This is a genomic window from Streptomyces sp. DSM 42067, from assembly GCF_055792885.1.
In genome coordinates this window covers 4,393,964-4,407,889 of record NZ_CM147706.1, presented here as the reverse complement: position 1 = coordinate 4,407,889, position 13,926 = coordinate 4,393,964, and the positions used below count along the sequence as shown (strand labels likewise).

Annotated in this window: 12 protein-coding genes and 1 riboswitch; of the genes, 8 read left to right on the top strand and 4 right to left on the bottom strand. The window is 69.9% G+C overall.

Annotation, left to right across the window (positions count from 1 at the left end):
* Positions 1 to 180 precede the first annotated feature (180 nt).
* Complete coding sequence (gene nagA / locus ACSMXV_RS20215) at positions 181 to 1,380, bottom strand: N-acetylglucosamine-6-phosphate deacetylase (RefSeq protein ID WP_473172777.1); 1,200 nt, start codon at positions 1,378 to 1,380, stop codon at positions 181 to 183.
* Positions 1,380 to 2,384 carry an ROK family protein gene (locus ACSMXV_RS20210; protein WP_473172776.1) on the bottom strand — a complete coding sequence of 335 codons (1,005 nt, stop codon included), beginning with the start codon at positions 2,382 to 2,384 and terminating at the stop codon, positions 1,380 to 1,382. The genes nagA and ACSMXV_RS20210 overlap by 1 nt, the downstream gene beginning before the upstream one ends.
* Before the next feature lie 301 nt (positions 2,385 to 2,685).
* Between ACSMXV_RS20210 and ACSMXV_RS20205 the strand changes: the two genes are divergently transcribed.
* From ACSMXV_RS20205 to otsB, 3 genes are read left to right on the top strand one after another with little or no spacing between them, the layout of a single operon-like run.
* Positions 2,686 to 3,951 carry an ABC transporter substrate-binding protein gene (locus ACSMXV_RS20205; RefSeq protein WP_473172775.1) on the top strand — a complete coding sequence of 422 codons (1,266 nt, stop codon included), beginning with the start codon at positions 2,686 to 2,688 and terminating at the stop codon, positions 3,949 to 3,951.
* Between the two features lie 47 nt (positions 3,952 to 3,998).
* Positions 3,999 to 4,241, top strand: coding sequence for a DUF3263 domain-containing protein (locus tag ACSMXV_RS20200; RefSeq protein WP_473179007.1), 243 nt, complete (start codon positions 3,999 to 4,001; stop codon positions 4,239 to 4,241).
* A gap of 41 nt (positions 4,242 to 4,282) precedes the next feature.
* A complete protein-coding gene (otsB, locus tag ACSMXV_RS20195) occupies positions 4,283 to 5,134 on the top strand; it encodes a trehalose-phosphatase (protein ID WP_473172774.1) in 852 nt (283 codons plus the stop codon).
* Positions 5,135 to 5,271: 137 nt separating this feature from the next.
* Here otsB and ACSMXV_RS20190 read toward each other — a convergent pair whose 3' ends face one another.
* Positions 5,272 to 6,684: an alpha,alpha-trehalose-phosphate synthase (UDP-forming) gene (locus ACSMXV_RS20190; RefSeq protein WP_473172773.1), complete on the bottom strand. Its 1,413-nt coding sequence runs from the start codon at positions 6,682 to 6,684 to the stop codon at positions 5,272 to 5,274.
* Positions 6,685 to 6,903: 219 nt separating this feature from the next.
* Complete coding sequence (locus ACSMXV_RS20185) at positions 6,904 to 7,878, bottom strand: glucosyl-3-phosphoglycerate synthase (protein ID WP_473172772.1); 975 nt, start codon at positions 7,876 to 7,878, stop codon at positions 6,904 to 6,906.
* A 194-nt stretch (positions 7,879 to 8,072) separates the two neighbouring features.
* A riboswitch (SAM riboswitch) is annotated at positions 8,073 to 8,230 on the top strand.
* Between the two features lie 17 nt (positions 8,231 to 8,247).
* On the opposite strand from ACSMXV_RS20185, the gene thrC reads away from it, so the two are divergent.
* From thrC to ACSMXV_RS20160, 5 genes are all read left to right on the top strand, one after another.
* Positions 8,248 to 9,552 (top strand): threonine synthase, encoded by a 1,305-nt coding sequence (gene thrC, locus ACSMXV_RS20180; protein ID WP_473172771.1) that lies wholly within the window; start codon positions 8,248 to 8,250, stop codon positions 9,550 to 9,552.
* A gap of 100 nt (positions 9,553 to 9,652) precedes the next feature.
* Positions 9,653 to 9,928, top strand: coding sequence for a ubiquitin-like small modifier protein 1 (locus tag ACSMXV_RS20175; RefSeq protein WP_181658179.1), 276 nt, complete (start codon positions 9,653 to 9,655; stop codon positions 9,926 to 9,928).
* Between the two features lie 499 nt (positions 9,929 to 10,427).
* Positions 10,428 to 10,631: a cold-shock protein gene (locus ACSMXV_RS20170; protein ID WP_009339379.1), complete on the top strand. Its 204-nt coding sequence runs from the start codon at positions 10,428 to 10,430 to the stop codon at positions 10,629 to 10,631.
* 297 nt (positions 10,632 to 10,928) lie between these two features.
* Positions 10,929 to 12,551, top strand: coding sequence for a chaperonin GroEL (gene groL / locus ACSMXV_RS20165; protein ID WP_473172770.1), 1,623 nt, complete (start codon positions 10,929 to 10,931; stop codon positions 12,549 to 12,551).
* A gap of 228 nt (positions 12,552 to 12,779) precedes the next feature.
* Entirely contained in the window at positions 12,780 to 13,904 is a 1,125-nt protein-coding gene (locus ACSMXV_RS20160) for an NADH:flavin oxidoreductase (protein ID WP_473172769.1), read from the top strand.
* The last annotated feature ends 22 nt before the right edge of the window (positions 13,905 to 13,926 follow it).

Sequence of the window (13,926 nt, the reverse complement as noted above, 5' to 3'; positions counted from 1 at the left end):
TTGCAGAATGCGCTTGCCGTGTGCCGGGCCCGATCATGCCAAAGCGACGGCGGTTGGCCCAGAGTCCCGGACCAACCGCCGTGAGTTCGTTATGCGTTGAACTAGCTGAAACCCCCTGAACAGGTCGCCGTGCCAAGGCCTCCCCCGCAGCGGGCGCACCGCGGCCACCGGGGCACGACCTCAGCCCAGCCGCGGTTCCACCACCCAGGAGCCCTTGCGCATCACGCCCTTGAGCTCGAAGTCCGCGTCCAGCACCACCAGGTCGGCGTCCTTGCCGGGCTCGAGCGAGCCGACCCTGTCGTAGGCGCCGATCAGCTTCGCCGGGTTGGCGGAGATGGCGCCCACGACGTCCTCGACCGGCAGCCGGTCGACGGTCACCGCGCGCTTGAAGGCCCGGTCCAGAGTCAGGGTCGAGCCCGCGATCGAACCGCCCTCGACGAGCCGCGCGACCCCGCCCTGCACATCGACCTCCAGCGGCCCGAGCAGATACGTCCCGTCGCCGAACCCGGCCGCGTCCATCGCGTCCGTGATGAAGGCGACCCGTGAGGCGCCCGCCCGGTGGAAGGCCAGCTCCAGCGCGGCCGGATGCAGATGCGTGCCGTCGTTGATCAGCTCGACCGTGATCCGCTCGTCCTCGAGCAGCGCGGCGACGGGCCCGGGCGCGCGATGGCCGAGGGCCGGCATCGCGTTGAACAGGTGCGTGGCGACGGTGGCACCGGCGTCGATGGCCTCCACCGTCTGCTCGTACGTGGCATCCGTGTGCCCGACGGCCGCGATCACGCCGTGCTCGGCCAGCAGCCGTACGGAGTCGATGCCGCCCGGCAGTTCGGGCGCGAGCGTGACCATCCGGGCCTGCCCGCGTGCCGCGTCGATCAGCTTGCGGACCTCCGCCGGTTCCGGGTGGCGCAGCAGCTCCTCGGAGTGCGCGCCCTTGCGGCACGGCGAGATGAACGGGCCCTCGAAGTGGATGCCGGCGATGTCGCCCTCCTCGGCCAGCTCGGACAGCAGCCCGGCGCGCCGGGTCAGAAAGTCCGACTCGCCGGTGACGGTGGAGGCGACGAGCGTGGTCGTTCCGTGCTCCCGGTGCGTCCGGACGCCCTGGAGGATCTCCTCGACCGTGCCGTTGGTGAAGGAGGCGCCGCCTCCGCCGTGGTTGTGGATGTCGACGAAGCCCGGGACCAGCCAGTGGCCTGTCAGGTCGAGGACCTGAGCTTTCTCATGTCCGCCGGGCGAGGGGGCGTTCTCGGGACCGTCGGGGGATGGGCCGTCTCCGGGACCGGCCGCGGCGATCCGAGTGCCCTCGACGAGCACGCGGCCGCCCTCCACGATCCCCGTGGGCAGTACCACCCGGGCACCGGCGAGAACCTTGCTAGTGGCCATCAGGTGGTTACCTCCGAGGGGGTTGTGGGGTCGATGTCTGTGGTGCCCTGACCTGTGGTGTCGCGTTCTGCGGCGTCGGTGACGCCCGTGCCGATCAGATCCCGGGCGAGCAGGCCGGCGCCCAGGCATCCGGCGCTGTCCCCGAGGGCGGCCGGGACGATGGACGGCAGCTTCTGGAACGTGACGCGCTGCTCGACGGCGGCCTGCAAGGGCGTGAACAACGTTTCCCCGGCCTCGGCGAGACCGCCACCGATGATCAGGATGCGCGGGTCCAGCAGAGTGAGCGCGGTGACGAGCCCGTCGGCGAGCGCGTCGACGGCGTTCTGCCAGACGGCCATGGCCCTCGGGTCCCCCGATTCCACGGCCTTCGCACAGCCCGCGGCATCCGCGTCCGGGTCGCCGCCGGCCTCCGCCCATGCCTGCCCCACGGCGGACGCCGAGGCCAGCCGCTCCAGACAGCCGCGCTGCCCGCAGGGACACGGGATGCCGCCCGGGCGTACGACGACGTGGCCGATCTCGCCCGCGAAGCCGTGGGCGCCCGCCTCGACCGAGCCGTCGATGCCGATGGCGCCGGCGATCCCGGTGCCCAGCGCGACGAAGAGAAACCGGTCGGCGCCCTTGCCCGCGCCGATCCGGCCCTCCGCGAACCCGCCCGTGCGCACATCGTGGCCGAGGGCGACGGGCACGCCGTCGAGCCGGCTGCTGAGCAGGTCACGCAGGGGTACGTCGCGCCAGCCCAGGTTCGCGGCGTACGCAGCGATGCCCTGCTCGGCGTCGACGATGCCCGGGACGGCGACGCCCGCGGCCGAGGCGGGCTCACCGAAGTGTTCCTCGCCGTGGGCGCGCAGCTCGGCGGCGAAGGCGAGGATCGTCTCGACGACGGCGTCGGCTCCGCGCTCGCGGCCGGTCGCCCGGCGCGCCCGGTGCAGGACCGCGCCGTCCACCCCTATGAGGGCGGCTTTCATCCCGGTGCCGCCCACATCGAGGGCGATGACGTGTCTCACGGGAACAGTCTCGCGCGTAGACCCTCGAGAGGTCTAGTCCAGTTGCGAGGGTCTAGTCCAGTTCCCTGGATCGCCGGGGCCTGTGAGAGGTGGTGTTCGGTCGTACGAACGTGGGGGTGGTGTGCGGCCGGCGTGCGAGTCCCGCGGAGAGGGACTCCTCGGGGGCTCCTCGCTTCCGAAGCGTTACCCCATTGGTGTAGACCTTACCCTCGGCCAGTCGGGACATGCGCCCATGAAAAGCTTTCACAGGTGCCACAGGGCACGACTGGAACAACATGGAACACAAGGGTGGGAAACAACTGTGCAGCGTCGCTTGAGGGGTCTGACCGCGGCGGTGGCCGTACTGGGCATGACGGCGTCGCTCGCTGCCTGCGGCGCGTCCGAGGGCAGCAGTAACGTCACTCTCACCCTCGTGGCCGCCGACTACGGCGACTCGGCCGCGAACAGCTCCGAGAAGTACTGGGACAAGCTGGTCAAGGCGTTCGAGGCCAAGAACCCGGACATCAAGGTCAAGGTCAGCGTCTACTCCTGGAACGACGTCGACCGCAAGGTCAAGGAGATGGTCGCCGAGGGCAAGGCGCCCGACATCGCGCAGATCGGCGCGTATGCCGACTACGCCGCGGACGGCAAGCTCTACAGCGCCGACGACCTGCTCTCCATACCCGTCCAGGCCGACTTCCTGCCGCAGCTCAGCGAGGCCGGCGAGGTGGACCGCGTCCAGTACGGCATGCCCTTCGCCGCCTCCACCCGGCTCCTCTTCTACAACAAGACGCTCTTCAAGGAAGCGGGCCTCACCCCGCCGAAGAGCTGGGCCGACCTGCAGGCCGCCGCCCGCGTGCTCAAGTCCCGCGGGGTGAAGATTCCTTACGCCCTGCCCCTCGGCCCGGAGGAGGCCCAGGCCGAGACGATGATGTGGCTGCTGAGCGGCGGCGCCGGCTACACCGACAACGTCGGCACGTACGACCTCGACTCGAGCGAGAACATCAGGACCTTCGACTGGCTGCGGGACGACCTCGTCGGCGAGGGTCTCACCGGCCCCACCCCGCCCGGCAAGTTCAACCGCGCGCAGGCTTTCGCGGCCTTCACGCGCGGCGACGTCGGCATGCTCAACGGCCACCCCACGCTGATGCAGATGGCCGCCAAGAAGGGCGTGAAGTTCGGCATGGTGCCGATGCCCGGGCCGAACGGCCAGTCCAAGGCCACCATGGGCGTCGCCGACTGGATGATGGCCTTCAAGCAGAACGGCCACGGTGAGCAGATCGGCACGTTCCTCGACTACGTCTACTCGGAGAAGAACGTGCTCGCCTTCTCGCACGAGTACGACCTGCTGCCCGTCACGACGTCCGCGTCCTACGCGATGTCCGAGGACAAGGACGACCGGCAGCTCGCCGGGTTCCTGGAGGAACTGCCGAACTCGGAGCTCTACCCCGTCGGCAAGACCTCCTGGGCTCAGGTCAGCGCCGCCATCAAGCAGCAGATCGGCAAGGCCGTCACCAAGAACGGCAAGCCGGCGTCGATCCTGGGCCAGATCCAGCGCGAGGCGGCGTCAGCGGAGAACGCGGAGTAACACTGTCGGCGGCGGGCGATACGGTGCCAGACGTGGACGGTGAGGCGATGGGCGAGGGCAACGCGGGCGAGCTCACCGAGCGGCAGCGTGCGGTGCTGGCGCTCGAGCGCCGCTCCTGGCCCACCCCAGGAGCGAAGGAGCGCGCGATAAGGGAGCAGCTCGGCATGGTCCCGGTCCGCTACTACCAGTTGCTCAACGCCCTGCTCGACGACCCCCGCGCCCTCGCCCACGACCCGGTCACGGTGAACCGCCTCCGCCGCATACGCGAATCCCGCCGTACCGAACGGTGACGGCAGGGGTGCCCGGGGCCCCCGCTGGATAGGGTCGAAGCATGGGCAGCCACAGCCAGCAGGACTTCTTGCCGACTCCCCGGAACGACGCCGGCCGCCACGGTCTCGAGGCGATCCTCGCCCACCCCGGGCGGGCCGTGATCGGTCTCGACTTCGACGGGACACTCGCCCCGATCGTGCCCGACCCCGAGCAGGCGCGCGCCCACCCGGACGCCGTCCCGGCCATGTCGGCCCTCGCGCCGAAGGTCTGTTCCGTGGCGGTGATCACCGGGCGCCCGGCCGATCTCGCCGTCCGCTACGGCGGGTTCGGCGACGCGCCGGGCCTCGAACACCTCGTCGTACTGGGGCACTATGGCGCCGAGCGCTGGGACGCCGTCACCCGTACCGTGCAGGCGCCCGCCCCGCCCCCGGGTGTGGCGGCCGTCCGCACCGAACTGCCCGGCCTCCTGGACGCGCTCGGCGTCTCCCGCGGCACATGGATCGAGGAGAAGGGCCGCGCGATCGCCGTCCACACGCGGCGCGCCGAGGACCCCCAGGCCACGCTCGAGGTGCTGCGCACGCCGCTCGCCGAGCTCGCCGCGCGGCACGGGCTGATCGTCGAGCCCGGGCGGCTCGTGCTGGAGCTGCGGCCGCCGGGGATGGACAAGGGGGTGGCGCTGAGCGAGTACGTACGGGAGGTGGGGGCCGGGGCCGTGTTGTACTGCGGGGACGATCTCGGGGATCTTCCCGCGTTCGGGGCCGTGGAGAAGCTGCGGGGGGAAGGGGTGCCGGGGTTGCTCGTGTGCAGCGGCAGCTCTGAGGTTCCCGAGCTGGCCGGGCGGGCCGATGTGGTGGTGGACGGACCGTCGGGGGTTGCGCGGTTCCTTGCGGCGCTTGCTGCCCGACTGGGGTGACCTCGTTGTCCGGGCACCCTGCGTCGGGGGTGCCCGGGTGTACGACGGGGTTGCCGCCGTCGGCGGGTTCCGCTGTGCCCACCCGTTCCGCCCCTAGCGGAACGCATGCCCACAGCGGGGTAGCGGCGGGAGAGGCGTCAGTCCAGTGCGTGCAGCTGGTCCAGGAACCACTGGGTCGGGGGCAGGGCCGTCGCGGACGCCGCAAGGCGCTTCGCTCGTTCGATGCGGTCGCCGTCGGGGAGGGTGAGCGCCTCGTGGAGCGCCTGGGCCGTGCCCGACACGTCGTACGGGTTCACCGTGATCGCGTCCTCGCCCAACTCCTCGTACGCGCCGGCCTCCCGTGACAGGACCAGGGCGCTCCCCTCGTCGGAGACGACCGGGACCTCCTTGGCGACCAGGTTCATGCCGTCCCGGATGGGGTTGACCAGTGCGACGTCGGCGATCCGGTAAGCGGCAAGGGAGCGGGCGAAGTCGTCCTTGAGGTGCAGCTGGACGGGGGTCCAGCCGGGCGTGCCGTACTGCTCGTTGATCTCCTCACTGAGCCGGCGCACCTCGGTCATGTAGTCCCGGTAGACCGCGAGATCCTGCCGCGAGGGGTAGGCCATGGCGATGTGGACGACCTGCTCGCGCCACTCGGGGTGGTCCTCGAGGAGCTGCCGGAAGGCCAGAAGGCCGCGGACGATGTTCTTCGACAGTTCGGTGCGGTCGACCCGGACGATGGTCTTGCGGCCCGGACCGACCTGGCCGCGCAGGACGGCGATGCGCTCCTCGACGTCCTCCTGGCGCGACCGCTCCCGCAGGAAGTCCGCGTCCGCGCCGAGCCCGTGAACCCCGATCCGGGTGTCGGCCAGGGCGTCCGGGCCCAGCAGTTCCATACAGCAGGTGGTGAACGCGTTCGCCCAGCGCCAGGTCAGGAACGCCGCGCGGTCGGCGCCGAGGATGCCTCGCAGCACCTCTCGCGCGATGTCGTCGGGCAGCATCCGGAAGTAGTCGACGGGCGCCCACGGCGTGTGCGAGAAGTGCCCGATCCTGAGGTCGGGGCGCAACTCGCGGAGCATGCCCGGCACCAGTACCAGGTGGTAGTCCTGCACCAGCACGGCCGCGCCCTGCCCGGCCTCGTCCGCCAGCGCCTCGGCGAAGGCCCGGTTGTACGCCTCGTAGGAGGCCCACTGCGCCCGGAACTCCGCGCCGAAGGCGGGCTCCAGCGGCGTCTGGTACAGCATGTGGTGCACGAACCACAGCACCGAGTTCGCGATGCCGTTGTACGCGTCGTCGTACACGTCCGGCGCGATCCCCAGCATGCGCACGTGCTGTCCGCCCGTGTCGGCCGGGTCCAGCGTGCCGCCCGTGCGGCGTACGGCCTCGCGGTCGCCGTCGCCCAGAGCGGCGCACACCCATACGGCGCCGGCGTCCGGGCCGATCGCCGACAGACCCGAGACGAGACCGCCACCGCCGCGCCTGGCGGTGAGCGAGCCGTCCTCCTCCAGCGTGTAGGAGACCGGGCCGCGATTGGACGCGACGAGGATCTGAGCACCCTGAGTGGAAGCCATACGCCCAAACTTAGCCCGGCCCGGAAACGCTCAAACGTACGGGCGACTCGGCTGGACCCATGGCCGTATACGGTCGCCGCGACGGGTTACACCGCGGTCACACGGGGCGACCGCGCGCCGGGGTATCGGCAGCAGCGCACCGAGACCCCCCGATCAAGGCGTCTCACCCTTCCGGCCCGGGCGGCGAGAGGCCGCACCACCCAGATGTTCATGCCGCGGTTACGCCGCGCGCCGCTCCGCGTACTCCGCGATCTCCGCCATCGGAGGACGCTCCTCCGTGTCCACCGAGTACGTACGCGGTTCGAATCCGCCGGCGCCGCGCTCGAACTGGGTGAGGACGGGCCGTACGAGATGGCCGCGGGCCAGGCGCAGCTGCGCCGTGCGGTAGATCGCGGCCGCCATCCGGCCCAGCGCCTGCCCGTCCTGGTGCCGGTGCTTGCGCACGCCGACATCGACCTGCGCCAGCGCGTCCAGGCCCACGAGGTGCAGGGCGTCGACGAGCATGCCCAGCTCGACGCCGTATCCGACGGGGAACGGCAGCTGTTCGAGCAGGGACCTGCGCGCCGCGTACTCGCCGCCCAGCGGCTGGACGAACCCTGCCAGCTGCGGCCAGTGCATGTTCAGCAGCGGTCGGGCCATCAGCTCGGTGACCCTGCCGCCCTGCGCGCCACCTGCGCGACTCCCCTCACCTGCGAGCTCGGCGCCCAGCGGGCGGTCGTACATCGCCTTGACCAGGTCCACGCCGGGCTCGGTGAGCAGCGGGCCCACGATGCCCGAGACGAAGTCCGCGGAGAACTCCTTCAGGTCCGCGTCGACGAAGGCCACGATGTCGCCGCTGGTCACGAGCAGCGAACGCCACAGGACCTCGCCCTTGCCGGGGAGCGCGGGTATGCGCGGGAGGATCTCGTCGCGGTGGACGACACGGGCGCCGGCGGCCGTGGCGACCTCCGCCGTACGGTCCGTCGAACCGGAATCGATCACGACGAGCTCATCGACGAGGGGCACGGCCCGGGTCATCAACTCGCGGCGGATCACCGCGACGATCTCGCCGACCGTCTTCTCCTCGTTGAGGGCGGGCAGCACGACGCTCACCGACTGCCCTGTGGCGCGCTTCGCCGCGATCAGCTGACGGAGCGGACGGTCGGTCACCGACCAGGAGCGCGTGCTCAGCCAGCGCTCGACTTCATCCAGCACGTTCTGGTGCCCCCTTACTGGGACCACCGGGGCCCGTCACTGGGACGGCCCCCTGTGATCCATCTCGCGGTTCGGACGACTAGCTCAACTGTCCTGGCCTTCGGTTACAGTCTTGAACAACGCGGATGACCATCGCATGTCGGGGGTCATGGCGCGAACAAACGCTCCGGGACCCGCACGGCCCGGCGCCATACCGCTCATCCAGAGGGGCAGAGGGATACGGCCCGTTGAAGCCCCGGCAACCCTCCAGCCGGTTCTCGTATCGATCACTGTTGATCATTTCCGCGAGGCCCCGGCTAGGGAAGGTGCCAAATCCGTCTCGCGGCGAAGTGCGCCGCGAGGAAGATGAGGAGAAAGGGCCTCGCCTCCATGGCTGCGCAGACTGTTGCCACCAACGACACCACCGCCGTCGACAACGCCGACGCCGTAGACCTCGGCCCCGCCTCGGCCCTGTCCTGTCGCGAATGCGGCGAGCGCTTCCCGCTCGGCCCGATCTTCGCCTGCGAGATCTGTTTCGGCCCGCTCGAAGTCGCATACGACCTCCCGACCGGTGACCCCGAGGCCCTGCGCAAGCAGATCGAGGCCGGCCCCGACAACCTGTGGCGGTACGCACCGCTGCTGCCCGTCCCCGCGGACGTGGCCACCAAGCCGAACCTGAACCCCGGCTGGACCAAGCTCGTCAAGGCCGACAACCTCGCCCGTGAACTCGGCGTCACCGGCGGCCTGTTCATCAAGGACGACTCCGGCAACCCGACGCACTCCTTCAAGGACCGCGTCGTCGCCCAGGCCATCGAGGCCGCCCGCGCCTTCGGCTTCACCACGCTCTCCTGCTCCTCGACGGGCAACCTGGCCGGCGCCGTCGGCGCCGCCGCAGCCCGCGCCGGCTTCCGCTCCTGCGTGTTCATCCCGCACGACCTCGAGCAGGGCAAGGTCGTCATGGCCGCGGTCTACGGCGGCGAGCTGGTCGGCATCGAGGGCACCTACGACGACGTCAACCGCTTCTGCTCCGAGCTCATCGGAGACCCGCTGGGCGAGGGCTGGGGCTTCGTCAACGTCAACCTCCGGCCGTACTACGGCGAGGGCTCCAAGACCCTCGCGTACGAGATCTGCGAGCAGCTCGGCTGGCAGATCCCGGACCAGCTGGTGATCCCGATCGCCTCAGGATCGCAGCTCACGAAGATCGACAAGGGTCTGCAGGAGCTGATCAAGCTCGGCCTCGTCGAGGACAAGCCGTACAAGATCTTCGGCGCTCAGGCGGAGGGCTGCTCCCCGGTGTCGACGGCCTTCAAGGCCGGCCACGACGTCGTGAAGCCGCAGAAGCCGGACACCATCGCCAAGTCCCTCGCCATCGGCAACCCGGCCGACGGACCCTACGTCCTGGACATCGCCCGCCGCACCGGCGGCGCCGTCGAGGACGTGAACGACGAGCAGATCGTCGACGCGATCAAGCTGCTGGCCCGTACGGAGGGCATCTTCGCCGAGACGGCGGGCGGCGTGACCGTCGGCGTCACGCGCAAGCTGATCGAGAACGGCGTCCTGGACCCGTCGCTGACCACGGTCGTCCTCAACACGGGCGACGGCCTCAAGACGCTGGACGCCGTCGCGCCGACCACGGGCCCGACCGCGACGATCCGCCCGAACCTCGACGCCTTCCGCGAGGCCGGCCTGGCCTGAAGGCAGCAGGCGATGGGGGAGGGTGGGCACAACCGACCACCGGCCTGCGCCTGATCAGCTCCCGTATCCACAACCCGCTCTCCCACCGAAGGTGAACCGCATGAGCGTCAACGTCCGCATCCCGACGATCCTCCGCACCTACACGGGCGGCCAGGCCGAGGTCACGGCGGAGGGCGCGACCCTCGCCGAGGTCATCGAGTCCCTGGAGAAGAACCACCCGGGCATCGCCGCGCGCGTACTCGACGACCAGGGCAAGCTGCGCCGCTTCGTCAACGTGTACGTCAACGATGACGACGTCCGCTTCGAGGACGGCCTGGGGACCGCCACGCCGGACGGCGCCGGTGTCTCGATCATCCCGGCCGTCGCCGGAGGCTGACGATCGAGCACGGTGCGGGCGGCTGCTGAGCCGTACCACCCGTATGCCGGCCGCTCGTATGCCGGGCCCCCGTATGCCGGTTCGGCATATCGCACACTGCGTCACCAGAATTGCCCCCTCCGCGAGAGAAGCGGAGGGGGCAATTCTGCATGGTTGAGCGCGGTACAGTTGGGGAACTCGGTTCGCCGTTCTTGTCCGGTGCATATGACTTCACGCCCGGTGGCCGATGAGAAGTAGCCAAAGTGCACCATTCTTTTGCGCCTTACATTCCTTTTGCCGGGCCCGACTTGCCCTGAGTCCTGGCGGATCCTCCGCAAATTTCCGATCGTGCGTGCCCGGATTTCTCGTCCGATTGACCTGTTGCAGACGGCAGTTGGACAGATACATTCAGCCGCGGTCGACGCGTTCCGGCGCACACCCCCAACCGTTGGGGGGTGAGGTCTGACCCGGGTCCGCGAAGTGCGGTCCTGTGCAAGGGCCAGTAATAGGGGAGTTAGGCATGGCTCAGGGCACCGTCAAGTGGTTCAACGCGGAGAAGGGGTACGGCTTCATCGCGGTCGACGGTGGTGCGGATGTATTCGTCCACTACAGCGCGATTCAGATGGACGGCTACCGCACCCTTGAAGAGGGCCAGCGGGTCGAGTTCGAGATCTCGCAGGGTCAGAAGGGGCCGCAGGCGGATATGGTCCGTTTGGCCGGCTGAAGCGCCGACCGACTGCAGCGACGTTCGCGGAGGGCCCGTATCCCGGTGGGGGTACGGGCCCTCCGGTGTGCCCGCGGGCCCCCGGGGGGTGGCGCACCCCTACAGGCGCTTGCACTCGAGGGGGGCGAGTGCTAATCATTGGCGTTAGCACTCTGAAGGTGAGAGTGACAATGAAGGACCGGGTCGGTGAGGCCCGCAGGCCGGGTGGGGCAAGGAACCACGAGGCATGCAGGCCGTCCGTCGCGGGCGCCAGCGCGGTCCGGAGAAATCCACCCCAGTCCGGGAGGACCACTTCACATGGCCAAGATCATCGCGTTCGACGAGGAGGCACGGCGCGGTCTCGAGCGCGGGATGAACCAGCTCGCCGACGCCGTCAAGGTCACCCTTGGCCCCAAGGGTCGCAACGTCGTCCTCGAGAAGAAGTGGGGCGCCCCCACGATCACCAACGATGGTGTGTCCATCGCCAAGGAGATCGAGCTCGAGGACCCGTACGAGAAGATCGGCGCCGAGCTGGTCAAGGAGGTCGCGAAGAAGACGGACGACGTCGCCGGTGACGGTACGACGACCGCGACCGTCCTCGCCCAGGCGCTCGTCCGCGAGGGCCTGCGCAACGTCGCCGCCGGCGCCAACCCGATGGCCCTGAAGCGCGGTATCGAGAAGGCCGTCGAGGCCGTCTCCGCCGCTCTGCTCGAGCAGGCCAAGGACGTGGAGACCAAGGAGCAGATCGCTTCGACCGCCTCCATCTCCGCCGCCGACACCCAGATCGGCGAGCTCATCGCCGAGGCCATGGACAAGGTCGGCAAGGAAGGCGTCATCACCGTCGAGGAGTCCCAGACCTTCGGTCTGGAGCTCGAGCTCACCGAGGGTATGCGCTTCGACAAGGGCTACATCTCGGCGTACTTCGCCACCGACATGGAGCGTATGGAGGCCGTCCTCGACGACCCGTACATCCTGATCGCCAACTCCAAGATCTCTTCGGTCAAGGACCTGCTGCCGCTCCTCGAGAAGGTCATGCAGTCCGGCAAGCCGCTGCTGATCATCGCCGAGGACGTCGAGGGCGAGGCCCTGTCGACCCTGGTCGTCAACAAGATCCGCGGCACCTTCAAGTCCGTCGCCGTCAAGGCCCCGGGCTTCGGTGACCGCCGCAAGGCCATGCTCGGCGACATCGCCATCCTCACGGGCGGCGAGGTCATCTCCGAGGAGGTCGGCCTCAAGCTGGAGAACGCGACCCTGGACCTCCTGGGCCGCGCCCGCAAGGTCGTCATCACCAAGGACGAGACCACCATCGTCGACGGTGCCGGCTCCGCCGACCAGGTCGCGGGCCGCGTGAACCAGATCCGCGCCGAGATCGAGAACTCGGACTCGGACTACGACCGCGAGAAGCTCCAGGAGCGCCTGGCGAAGCTGGCCGGCGGCGTGGCCGTCATCAAGGCCGGTGCCGCCACCGAGGTCGAGCTCAAGGAGCGCAAGCACCGCATCGAGGACGCCGTCCGCAACGCGAAGGCGGCCGTCGAGGAGGGCATCGTCGCCGGTGGTGGCGTGGCTCTCATCCAGGCATCCGCTGTCTTCGAGAAGCTCGAGCTCGACGGTGACGAGGCGACCGGCGCCAACGCCGTGAAGCTGGCCCTGGAGGCCCCGCTCAAGCAGATCGCCGTCAACGGTGGTCTCGAGGGCGGCGTCGTCGTGGAGAAGGTCCGCAACCTGACGGTCGGCCACGGCCTGAACGCCGCGACCGGCGAGTACGTCGACATGATCGCCGAGGGCATCATCGACCCGGCCAAGGTGACCCGCTCTGCCCTGCAGAACGCGGCCTCCATCGCCGCGCTGTTCCTCACCACCGAGGCCGTCATCGCCGACAAGCCGGAGAAGGCCGCGGCCCCGGCCGGCGGCGGTATGCCGGGCGGTGACATGGACTTCTGATCGACCTGAAGGTTGATCAACCGTCCTGAGTTTCGAGGGCGGCACCCCTTCTCCCAGGGGGTGCCGCCCTCGGGCGTGTCCGGGATCACAGTGGGGTGTCGGGGGCGCGGAGGAATGCCGTGGTGGGGCGGGCAGTTGACGCATAGGCAGAGTTGATGCACGTGCACATATCTGTTCGACGTCCTCGTCGTGACTGCCGGCCCATTCCCCCTCCGAGGAGCCCCCCACGTGACTGTTACGGCCTCCGCGTCCCGCGCGGCACAGATCCTCTCCCGTCCCGTCTCCCTGAACGGCCTGACCGTCCCCAACCGGATCGTCATGGCGCCCATGACCCGGAAGTTCTCCCCGGGCGGTGTCCCGGGCGAGGACGTGCTGGGGTACTACGCGCGCCGGGCCGCCGCCGGCGTCGGACTGATCGTCACCGAGGGCACGTACGTGGGTCACGAGTCGGCCGGGCAGAGCGACCGCGTCCCGCGCTTCCACGGCGAGGAGCAGCTCGACGGCTGGGCGAAGGTCGCCGAGGCGGTTCACGCGGCGGGCGGGAAGATCGTGCCGCAGCTGTGGCACATCGGCATGGTGCGGGCCGCGGGCGAGCCCCCGTTCCCGGACGCCCCGGCGGTAGGCCCGTCCGGCATCCGCCTGGACGGCACCGAGGGCACCGGCAAGGCCATGACCCAGCAGGACCTGGACGACGTCATCGAGGCGTTCGCCGAGGCCGCGGCCGCCGCCGAGCGGATCGGCTTCGACGGCGTCGAACTGCACGGCGCCCACGGCTACCTCATCGACCAGTTCCTGTGGTCCGGCACCAACCGCCGCGCCGACGAGTATGGCGGCGACCTGGTGGCCCGTACGAAGTTCGGCGCCGAGATCGTGGCGGCGGTCCGCAAGGCGGTGTCGCCGGACTTCCCGGTGATCTTCCGCTTCTCGCAGTGGAAGTCGGACAACTACGACGCCCGGCTCGCCGAGAACCCGGCCGAGCTCGAGGCGGTCCTCACCCCGCTCGCCGAGGCCGGAGTGGACGTCTTCCACGCATCCACCCGCCGCTACTGGCTGCCCGAGTTCGACGGCTCCGACCTCAATCTGGCCGGCTGGACGAAGAAGCTCACCGGCAAGCCGGTCATCACGGTCGGCTCTGTCGGCCTGGACGGCGAGTTCCTCCGCGCCTTCCAGGGCGAGGGCGCCCCGGTCAAGGGCATCGACAACCTGCTGGACCGGCTGGAGCGCGAGGAGTTCGACCTGGTCGCGGTCGGACGTGCGCTGCTGCAGGACCCGGAGTGGGCGGCGAAGGTGCTCGGGGACCGGTTCGACGAGCTGGCGGCGTACGACGCGGCGGCGCTGCGGACGCTCAGCTGACTGACTGACTGACTGACTGACT

Excerpts from the sequence above, each read along its gene's own strand:
- otsB (WP_473172774.1), top strand. The coding sequence starts at position 4,283 with ATGGGCAGCCACAGCCAGCAGGACTTCTTGCCGACTCCCCGGAACGAC.
- ACSMXV_RS20170 (WP_009339379.1), top strand. The coding sequence starts at position 10,428 with ATGGCTCAGGGCACCGTCAAGTGGTTCAACGCGGAGAAGGGGTACGGC.
- ACSMXV_RS20175 (WP_181658179.1), top strand. The coding sequence starts at position 9,653 with ATGAGCGTCAACGTCCGCATCCCGACGATCCTCCGCACCTACACGGGC.
- ACSMXV_RS20200 (WP_473179007.1), top strand. The coding sequence starts at position 3,999 with ATGGGCGAGGGCAACGCGGGCGAGCTCACCGAGCGGCAGCGTGCGGTG.
- thrC (WP_473172771.1), top strand. The coding sequence starts at position 8,248 with ATGGCTGCGCAGACTGTTGCCACCAACGACACCACCGCCGTCGACAAC.
- groL (WP_473172770.1), top strand. The coding sequence starts at position 10,929 with ATGGCCAAGATCATCGCGTTCGACGAGGAGGCACGGCGCGGTCTCGAG.
- nagA (WP_473172777.1), bottom strand. The coding sequence starts at position 1,380 with ATGGCCACTAGCAAGGTTCTCGCCGGTGCCCGGGTGGTACTGCCCACG.
- ACSMXV_RS20190 (WP_473172773.1), bottom strand. The coding sequence starts at position 6,684 with ATGGCTTCCACTCAGGGTGCTCAGATCCTCGTCGCGTCCAATCGCGGC.